This is a genomic window from Sodalis-like endosymbiont of Proechinophthirus fluctus, assembly GCF_001602625.1.
GTDB lineage: Bacteria > Pseudomonadota > Gammaproteobacteria > Enterobacterales > Enterobacteriaceae.
This window is the reverse complement of sequence record NZ_LECR01000023.1, coordinates 21,063-30,770: the sequence shown is the minus strand read 5'-3', so window position 1 is coordinate 30,770 and position 9,708 is coordinate 21,063. Positions and strand designations below refer to the sequence as shown.

Below are 9,708 nucleotides of genomic sequence, written 5' to 3'. Positions count from 1 at the left end.
AGCCATTAGGCTACCCCTTTATGCAGCGCGCGCTGCTCGCAGCGCTAGCAACGGGGATTGTCTGCGCAGTGCTGTCGTGTTTTTTGGTGCTCAAAGGTTGGTCGCTGATGGGCGATGCGATTTCCCACGCTGTGCTACCGGGGATCGTACTGGCCTATGCCGCCGGTATATCCCTGGCGGTTGGCGCCTTTATCGCCGGAATCAGCTGCGCGCTGGGTACCGGCTATATCCGTGATCGCTGCCGGCTGAAAGAGGACACGGTGATGGGTATACTCTACACCGGCATGTTCGGCCTCGGTCTGGTGCTGTTTACCCGTATTGATACCGATCAGCACCTTAACCATATTTTATTCGGCAACGTGCTCGGCATTTCCCCACGCGAACTGCTACATACCCTGTCGATTGCCGGTATAGTCACCCTGGTAGTGGTGCTCAAGCGACGGGATCTGGCGCTGTACTGCTTTGATGTGGGACAGGCGACAGTGCTAGGCCTACGCATTCCTATCCTGCATTATGGTCTGCTATGCCTGCTGGGGTTAACGGTAGTGGTGGCGCTTCAGGCCGTGGGGGTTATTCTGGTGATCGCTATGCTGATTACGCCCGGCATCACCGCTTTAACGTTGTGCAGTCGCTTTGATGCCATGCTGGCGCTAGCACTGCTGACTGCTGCTGCTGCCAGCATCAGCGGCACGCTGCTAAGTTTTCATTTCGACGCTGCCACCGGTCCCTGTATCGTGCTGGTACAGAGTCTGCTGTTTGTACTGGTGCTGGCCTACCGCCACACTACCGGCAGACGACGCGTAAGCCGCGGTGTTCGGGGCTGACATCCAGGTCAGCCGGAGCCCGCCTATCGGGGTTGGGGTACCTGCTTTGTGCTGCACGTTGCCGCATTGCGCATCCGGCGACATCCGCGCGGGGACACCTCAACGATGCGCCATGGCGGAAAGCCCATCTGCCGTTAAACCTGATACCCTGGGCCTTGTACACTGCCTATCCATGGCCGCTGTATCGAGTTGTGCCATAGCAATGTGGTAAATAGCCCACTCTACAAATGTGTAGCGATAATGACCGGCACTAGCGATGCAAAATATTTGCACTGAATTGCAGGCTATTCTGAACTCATCTAACTTATAAAAATAGCTATCTTGCATAAACCAGAATCATTTGCACACTTGCAAAGGTGATTACTGACTAATAAGTAGTTTAAGTTAACAACTTCGATAGTATGAATTGTGAATATTATTATGATAATATTTAATTATCTAGTCTATCGAAGATGTTGTATGACAGTTCGAACGCTAGGCTAAAGCCTTGAGTCTTCCTATAAGGTAGATCAAGGTGAAATAATCTATCTATGCGGCTTATCATCTTTTTTTTTCAATACAAACCTTGCTATTCACGATAACCAATGATCGCCTTAGAAAACCACAGGTAAACCTGCAACAGCTTTTCTTCAATTCTTAGGAGTCTAACTTCCTGTGCTTGCACAGTAAAATTACCAAACTTCATCCCTCTCGCATTCCCATCAAATGTGAGAGGATAAAGTGCATAATATCGGACAACTCGCTTTATATCGATCAGCGTTTGCGCAGGTGTTGTTGCTATTAGCAAATTAAACAGCTGCTTAAAGCCCATTTAAACAGACGCATACATTCTTACAATGGGTGTTTAATCATCCAATAGAAGTTTATTAATTCGTCATTGGTATCGTTTTGAATTTCTACAGTGACTGATTCCTAGTTGGAAAGACAGCTCAGCCCCTCCACAGAAGGGTTTAACGTAGCATTTATGCTCAGGAAAGTACGATAAAAGACATTTGGCCAGATGCCGCTTCCCTTCTACTCATAATATGATTGGCGTACTCATCAATGCTATCCTTATACAGGATTGTAACTTTTATGAATAAATAACAATTATTTATATTAAAATTGTTATTAACATAACTATAACATGTAAGATCCCATCGGGAACGTAGGGCAATCATGTAATTAAAAATTTAAAATCAATAAAATAATATCATTATTATGATGATAATATTCCACGATTTGTTGTTACGTCTTATTCGGGAAATCAAGGTACAATACTGTTATCTAGATATAGACTATTTATTATTAAAATAAATTATTATATAATTGTAAGACCTACAGGGTGAAATCGTGAATGTTTATTAAATGAAGAAGTCAGTCAAAAAATATACATTTGCACAAGAATACCTCATAATATAAGAGGAAGTGTTCTTGTGCAAATGTGTATTTTTAGTTGATGCTTATTCGAAAAATTCACGCTCCCACCATATTATACTACAGGCTCCTATTTTGTACTAAAAATTATACAAGAAAAGAAATTATTGATAGCGTAGTACGCCTATACTCCTATTTAATTTCTTGTAAGATAAGATATGGCAATAATCTCACTACAAGCACCTCTACATCAGGATTGCGATGTTTTTACTAAACATGGCTATCGCCTGCCAAAGAATATTAAGTGTAGCTATATCAGGAATAGTCACTGTATTAGCGCTGTTAATTTTTTAGGATGGTTAGTGTGTTTAAACCTTAAATACCGATAAGAATAAGCGGCATAAATATTCTCAAATTGTAGAGTAAAAATAAGAAATGACGCTAGTATCATCCCGCTATTCTGATTTAAATATGGAAATATAGATATCATTAGCCTTCATCCGCCGCAAAAAGCTAACTATGCCGACTGGCTACTGTCTGGTTCATACCTACTTCAGCTAGTCTCTGTATGGGTATTAATCATCTCCCCATGCATAGCATTTAATCATTTAGTGTGCACTGCCGTCTCCTTGGTACCAGTGGATGGTCACACCATCGTGAAATAGGTTGAATGTAGTCTCAGTCGGCGAAATAATGTCCTTCACTGTGACGATTGTTTCTTGTAGTTAAACACTACCTGGGTGTGGCGGGCTTGAGGTCATGAAAGAGCCATTCAATCAGATTCTGACGGAAGGTCAGAAACGCTTCTCCGGGCAGCAAGCTGACTACCCGAAAGCGGTAGGCCGACACGGCATCTGAGCATCATCAATGATAACTATCCCTAACCAGATAGTATCCGATACCCAGGTACATTCGTCGCCACAGTCAATCCAGGCACGAAAGGGCTCTGACTCATCAATGGTGACGTGTGATACCATAGCGAATGGACCAACGCGCAATAAAATAGGCGCGCATACCGCCTGTGGCGTTGATATGCGCCAGCACCTTGCCAGCGGCGCTGTTGAGTGTCATGCCACTATCGAGAGTAGACTTAAAATCTGCGCCCAGTCAGACAGCAGATTAACTACAAGGAAGGAAGTGATACTGTCTACCATCTCACCTGCATGTATTTCTGTGCCAAGCTGCACTATTCCGCCATCAGAGGACATCAGGAGCTCTCCGCGGTCAAGGATAATTTTCGGCAGCGATAAGCGCGCTGAGTAAATAGCTAGCCACTCCACTCTCCTTGCCCCTTAAACGCCGCAATCCTGGCACAGCAAAAAAGGGCCGGCCGCTCTAAATATTTTCCACCAGTTGCCGATAGTGGAGCATGAGCCAGGCTCTCCCGATTGGCACCTCTTTTTCCGGTCAGATTGCTGCGCAGGTTTATAGCCCGCAGTTAGCCAGCACGCTCCGGGGGTGACTCGCCGGGCTGGCGGCAGTCCTACTTCGCAGCTCAGGAGACGACAATGAACGAAAGCGTGCAAGCCCCCAACAAAACCGGTAGCCAGCGCCGTACCCGCGTGCGCAGCATCGAGCGCACGTTGCAAATCCTCGATTGTTTACAAAACCGGCAGTGCCCCGCCACGACGTATGAAGTGGCGAAAGATCTTGCCGCCCCGTTGTCCAGCATTTACTCACTGGTGGGTGTTTTGGTGGCGAGCCGTTTACTCGAGCGTAACGATAACGGTATGATTTGGCTTGGTGCGCGTCTTTATCGCTACGGGCTGGCCTATGCGCGCATACATGGCCCTCTCGCGACAACAGCGACCGTCGCTTCTCGAAACACACTGGGCAATATCGCGATCGCGCAGGGCCGTGCCGTAGCGGCGGCAACCGAAACACCCTGGGTCAAAACGTCCTCCAGCGATAAATAACTTCGACAGTGCGGAGGGCGACAACCCCTTTATGGGGGGCCGAGGCAGCCGCGGATGGTGTAAAGCCCCAGTAGTATGGTTTCCTGACAGACGGCGTCGGTTAAGGATAGCATTCCGAGGGAAGTTTCCTTAAGAAGATGCATCAGCTGCCTGCCGCGACGGGCAATTTCGCCTGTTGCTGTCATTTTCCTTTATAGGGATTACATCAATGGAAACGATTCTCGGACATCTACCGGTTAATCGATGCAAGTGCCAGTGCCGCACTGTTATGAATACGTCAGAAAGGGGCGGTACTTTAGGCCTTACCGTGAGTTTCGGCCAGCTGGGAGAAGATGATTATGACGTCATCCAGCGCAAGGCATTAATCCTACAGCGCAGAAAAATCCTGTCTGGTTGACTGTCGCAAACAACTGGTGGCGGAAAGTTTCTAGCCGCCCAAGTGCAGCTCATTTCATAAAATGGCCGGTGGCGTGACTTATTTCAACACCACTATGCTTAGCCATGCTGTAACCGGTACTATGCTCATTGCCACGATGAAAGAGGATGGCGTCAATATCTGGAGCGATGACAGTACTTACAATAAAGGTAACGATGCCGAGCGTATTATCGCTATTTTTTGCTGACCAATGCCGAGCTGAAAATCTATAACCCCTGTCTGGACACCGACTTTATAAATGAGCTCGGCGAACGTCAGGAGATGTCGCAGTTCATGACCGACGCTAGTTTTGATTACAAAATATCAGCCGAGAAAGCCTACTCTACTACTCCGCCGACTCCAATATTCTTGGTGCCACCCCATGAGATGAAAGAGTTGCAGTATCTCAACTCCAGAGTGAAGATCGTCAACCCCATCATGGAGTCAAATTCTAGGATGAAAACGTATCTGTCCCCGGCGGAATTAAGTGACCCTATGCTTTAGCACGGCTTGCTGGTAGCGATCAACGGCCAGCGCTTCGACGACCAGTTTTCGGTGCTTCTGTAGGTAAACCGTATCGGTGTGGGCGTCACGACTTTGGCATGAGAGATCAGATTTAACACCGCATTCATTATAGAGACGAAAAGCAGCAGCATTTATGTGAAGCACCGGGCGATGTTGTTACATATCGGCTATGAACGGTTATTGACGAGAATTTATAACTAAGATACCATCGACCAGTATCACTCCAACGGCCGACAATTGGGCTGTCTGCTGTATTATGGCCGCTTTGGTTCGATCCGCAGGCGCTGATGCTACGTGAAGCGACCTAGCGCTGGGTGGCCAGAGAAATAGCCGGCGAAGTAACGCTGCAACTGCACCGCGGTAACGATTACTTCATACTGAATATGATTTCCGATAATTTGATCTAGTATAGCGGAGCGTCTTCTCTCCATATCTAGATATCACCGACTACTGCTGACAGCTGGGCCTGCGGGTAATAATTCCCTTTTCCAGTCCGACACTCTATCATAAGCCGGCCACGGCGATTGCCCTGGGATCCATCATCGGCGCTATCTTACCGTCAGAAATGCGTTGCCGAAGGCGCCCTTTTACCAGCATCCGTTCCCTCTTCGCCCCATGGCTATTATAGGGTACTCATCACGCCCGTTGATATCTTTAACGCCAGGCAGATGTCTTAACTTGAGGAGCCACAGGCATGATTATTGGCCGCCATGTCCCCCGGATGCTGCCAGCGTCGTTCTTCGCCGACACGCCGTCAACGCGGCAGCCAAGTGCAACTCTTGTCACATCGATCGCAGTAATTCACGCGCTCCCTCTGCGCCGAGCTGGTGGGGGAAAGACCCCGGAGTTTTTCCCAGGCGCAAAATCCCCTGTTGCGGGCCTGAACGGTGCCCGTCTCCACCTCGCCGGCACCGCGGCGGTACAGCGATAGCCGACCCAGAACGTGCGTGCGCTTTCTCCAGCCGGGGTCCGCCAAAAAAGTCACCCGTCAGAGCAATAGCGACAAATCCATACCGCGATGCGGATAAAAACTTACCTGTGCCAGAGCCGCTACTACTCGAAATATGCGCCGAGAACTAGAGTATTAGCTCAATCGACGTCTGTTTTTTCGCTGATAGCCATAGGCTGTGGCCGTAAGCGTTCCATTCGTTTCGCAGCGGTAAACGCCAGGAAGACAGCGCGACCAGAACACGCTGGATATATCCCTGAAAATCATATTCGCCTGATGGAAGCATTGGCACAGTTGGGCATCATGCTTGCCATCCCTACGAAAAATGTACTTTTCAATGAAAGCGAGTTCCCACCGCTGAAAGTGATGGGTAAGGAAACAGCACCGACTAAAAGCTGTTTAACTGACCGGCTGCCCAAAGGCACGATGAATTACTACACTCTAAGATCACTAATATAAAATAGGATCGATAAAGCTATATCCCCTTTGAGAAGCGCTGACGCACGCACATTTATATCTCGGACTTTTTCATCGCGGCGCCCGTCACCCGTCCTGTTGAGTCACGATTCTTCCCTACACATTCGTCTATTACCTAGGAAATCATTAGGTTGACATGGCCGATGAGCCTAATAGTAGTGTGTTTGCGTTATTTTGACATTATCCGCGCATACACCGTTTAACACCTTATAATGCCCTTGCTGGCTTATTCAAAGCTACCAGCAGCGCTTTCTCCGCAACCGACCGGGAAATTATCCGCTATCCACCGCTTACGCACTTAAGACGGGGTTGTATAACAATTTTTAACTATTAATTTGTTACCGTGAAGCAAAAGATGCGCCCCTCCCCCTCCCCTTCCCCCTCCACCATTGGCTAGAGTTAGTGTTCCACATGCAAGTTTGTAGTTTGCCCAATTTTTCGGGCCTGCGGGCCTGCTTTTTTACCGCCGCGGCGCCGTGCTGCTTAGCACGCGCTAGGTCCATAATCCGGTATACTGTTTTTTCTAACCCCGACAGAGCATGCTCCCTTATCAAAAAGCCCAGCCCAGCACGCGACTTTCACCTCAAAACCGCGCCAATGCGAGATACGCACCGTGTCATCCTGTTCAATAAACCCTATGACGTGTTTACGCAATTCAGCGATGATGCCGGTCGCGCTACGCTCAAAGGTTATATTCCCATACCGTCATTTTACGCCGCCGGTCGGTTGGATTGCGACAGCGAAGGGCTGATGATCCTGACCAATGAGGGTAAGCTACAGGCAAGGTTGACGCAGCCGGCACAGAAAATCTTAATATCTACTACGTTCAAGTGGAAGGTGAACCGGACGAGGCCGCTCTATCCGCCTTCCACTCTGGTCTGCCGTTGAAAGTCAGCCTGACTCTGCCTGCCCGCGTGACGCGCGTTGACGAGCCTGAATAGTTATGGCCTCGAACACTGCTGATCCGTGTGCACCTGGAGATTCCTAAATGCTTGTTGCGGGTTGACCGCTAAATGAGGGGAAAAACCGCCATCACCATATGACTGCCCATATTGAGCATCCCACGCTGCGGCAGATACGTTATCAAATAGCAGAATGGTGCCTAGCCGGTTTGTCACAGGGAGAGTAGCGCGATATCGTCCTGGCGTAATGCTTTTTCCCTATCTATGGAGGAAAACGCCTCGCTATGTTCAAGCCTCATGTTACCGTTTACCGTCGCCTTATTGGTACAGGTGGAGGGCTATTTTTGGTGGTAGAGGAAACAATTCACGGTCAGCCGCGCTGGAATCATCCGGCCGGTCATCTCAAGGCAGATGAAACTCTTATCGAAGCCGTGAGGTGTGTGAACTTTGGGGAAAAAGCGGGTATCCACGTTCAACGACATGCGCTACCGAGGATACATCAATGGATTGCACCTGATAACACTTCGTTTCTGCGGTTTTGTTCGTTATTGATTTGCCACTTCTGCGTGACGGCTATTCCGCAGGATGACGACATCGATCGCTGATTTCGGCCACCCGCCGATACCAGTTGCGATCGCCACTGGTAGCGGAAAGTCTTCGCAGATAACAGCGTAGCGAACTCATGCCGCTTAATTTCCTCCAAAAATTCAATTGCCCGTTTTGAAGGCATCAAGTTTCCGGCAAAAAAGGCATCAAGTTTCCGGCAAAAGAGGGAGGCAATACTGTACACGATCGGCTCCACGATCGCCTTGATTGTCCGCATTGTGCGTATATGATGGTTTTCGCCCCCAATGGGCGAAAAGGGCGACGAAATCGCTCCTTAGGAAGTGGAAGTGGCAGCACGGGGTCGGATCGTGATAGAATGTGCCGCCTGTTTTACTGCGCCGCGCGGTGGTCATCCCTTTCGTGAGAATCCCATGTCAGACAATGGTAAAAAAAAATAATCGTGGGTATGTCCGGCGGTGTTGACTCTTCCGTCTCCGCCTGGTTGCTACAGCAACAGGGCTATTGGGTAGAGGGGCTGTTCATGAAAAACTGGGAAGAGGACGACAATGAGGAATATTGCACAGCGGCAAGCGATCTGGCTGATGCCCGGGCAGTGTGTGACACCCTGGGCATCACGCTACATACTGCTAATTTCGCCGCCGAATATTGGGATAACGTTTTTGCGCACTTCCTCGCCGAATACCAGGCTGGTCGCACGCCTAATCCGGATATTTTGTGCAATAAGGAAATCAAGTTTAAAGCCTTTTGGGAATTTGCTGCCGAGGATCTCGGCGCCAACTTTATCGCCACCGGCCATTATGCTCGCCGCACAGACGTGGACGGAAAAAGCCGACTGCTGCGCGGTCTGGACTATAATAAAGACCAGAGCTATTTTCTCTATACGTTAGGCCATACGCAGCTTGCGCGCTGCCTGTTCCCGATTGGGGAATTAACCAAACCGGAAGTGCGGCGCATCGCCGCCGAGCTCGGCCTGGCGACCGCTGCAAAAAAAGATTCCACCGGTATCTGTTTTATCGGCGAGCGGAAATTCCGCGATTTTCTCGGACGCTACCTGCCGGCGCAGCCGGGCGCGATAATGTCGGTTGACGGCCAGGAGGTAGGCTACCATCAAGGGTTGATGTACTATACATTAGGTCAGCGCAAAGGGATGGGTATTGGCGGCACTCGCGACGGCAGCGAAGAGCCCTGGTATGTGGTGGACAAAGATCTTTATAATAATCGGTTGATTGTCGCCCAGGGCCATGAGCATCCGCGCCTAATGTCTACTGGTCTAGTCGCCGGCCAGCTGCACTGGGTCGATCGGCAACCGCTTACAGACGTGCTACGTTGTATGGTGAAAACCCGTTACCGTCAGCCGGACATTGCGTGTCTGGTGACACCGCTGCCGGACGGACGTTTTCACGTGGCCTTCGATCAGCCGGTGGCCGCCGTAGCGCCGGGCCAGTCAGCGGTATTTTATCTGGCGGAACGCTGTTTAGGTGGCGGGATCATTGAAGCACGCCAGCCGTTGCCTCACTGAGACCCCCGCGACGGTGGCATTCTTACCGGCAGCTCCATGGTAGGTGACTCGGCATAAAACCCTTATATGGTGGGGAAACGCTCACCTAGCGCCTTTACCTCTGTGTTTGGCTGCGCTTTTATAACATGATCGCGCACGCGTAGCGGGGCTGCTACGCCGTTGAGCGGCCGGCAGACATGGGTGGACTTAACCTCAGGGATGGATACAGGGAGTCATTTTGGCCAAGAACTATTTTGACATTACGCTGGCACTGGCGGG

Annotated in this window: 5 protein-coding genes and 3 pseudogenes; 7 read left to right on the top strand and 1 reads right to left on the bottom strand. The window is 49.7% G+C overall.

Going from position 1 to position 9,708, the window contains the following annotated elements; genetic code table 11:
• Window positions 1–824: metal ABC transporter permease (locus tag BG74_RS02645; RefSeq protein WP_073961046.1), on the top strand; the 824-nt coding region annotated here is incomplete at its 5' end.
• 874 nt (window positions 825–1,698) lie between these two features.
• Here BG74_RS02645 and BG74_RS19375 read toward each other — a convergent pair.
• On the bottom strand, window positions 1,699–1,824 hold the full coding sequence (locus BG74_RS19375; protein WP_369678489.1) for a hypothetical protein: 126 nt from the start codon (window positions 1,822–1,824) through the stop codon (window positions 1,699–1,701).
• A gap of 1,864 nt (window positions 1,825–3,688) precedes the next feature.
• Between BG74_RS19375 and BG74_RS02630 the strand changes: the two genes are divergently transcribed.
• From BG74_RS02630 to mnmA, 6 genes and pseudogenes are all read left to right on the top strand, one after another.
• Window positions 3,689–4,096, top strand: a complete 408-nt coding sequence (locus BG74_RS02630) for a helix-turn-helix domain-containing protein (RefSeq protein ID WP_066596395.1) — start codon at window positions 3,689–3,691, stop codon at window positions 4,094–4,096.
• A gap of 272 nt (window positions 4,097–4,368) precedes the next feature.
• Window positions 4,369–5,437: pseudogene (locus tag BG74_RS16115) on the top strand (argininosuccinate synthase domain-containing protein); the annotation flags it as partial.
• 617 nt (window positions 5,438–6,054) lie between these two features.
• The gene (locus tag BG74_RS12525) at window positions 6,055–6,444 is read left to right on the top strand and encodes a hypothetical protein (RefSeq protein WP_187202527.1); all 390 of its coding nucleotides are present in this window, start codon (window positions 6,055–6,057) and stop codon (window positions 6,442–6,444) included.
• A gap of 615 nt (window positions 6,445–7,059) precedes the next feature.
• Window positions 7,060–7,591: pseudogene (locus BG74_RS20305) on the top strand (pseudouridine synthase).
• A 57-nt stretch (window positions 7,592–7,648) separates the two neighbouring features.
• Window positions 7,649–8,031: pseudogene (locus BG74_RS10245) on the top strand (NUDIX hydrolase).
• A gap of 345 nt (window positions 8,032–8,376) precedes the next feature.
• Window positions 8,377–9,450 carry a tRNA 2-thiouridine(34) synthase MnmA gene (gene mnmA / locus BG74_RS02600; protein WP_066596384.1) on the top strand — a complete coding sequence of 358 codons (1,074 nt, stop codon included), beginning with the start codon at window positions 8,377–8,379 and terminating at the stop codon, window positions 9,448–9,450.
• Window positions 9,451–9,708: the final 258 nt, after the last annotated feature.

Coding starts and splice junctions, on each gene's coding strand:
- mnmA (WP_066596384.1), top strand. CDS start 8,377: ATGTCCGGCGGTGTTGACTCTTCCGTCTCCGCCTGGTTGCTACAGCAA.
- BG74_RS02630 (WP_066596395.1), top strand. CDS start 3,689: ATGAACGAAAGCGTGCAAGCCCCCAACAAAACCGGTAGCCAGCGCCGT.
- BG74_RS12525 (WP_187202527.1), top strand. CDS start 6,055: ATGCGGATAAAAACTTACCTGTGCCAGAGCCGCTACTACTCGAAATAT.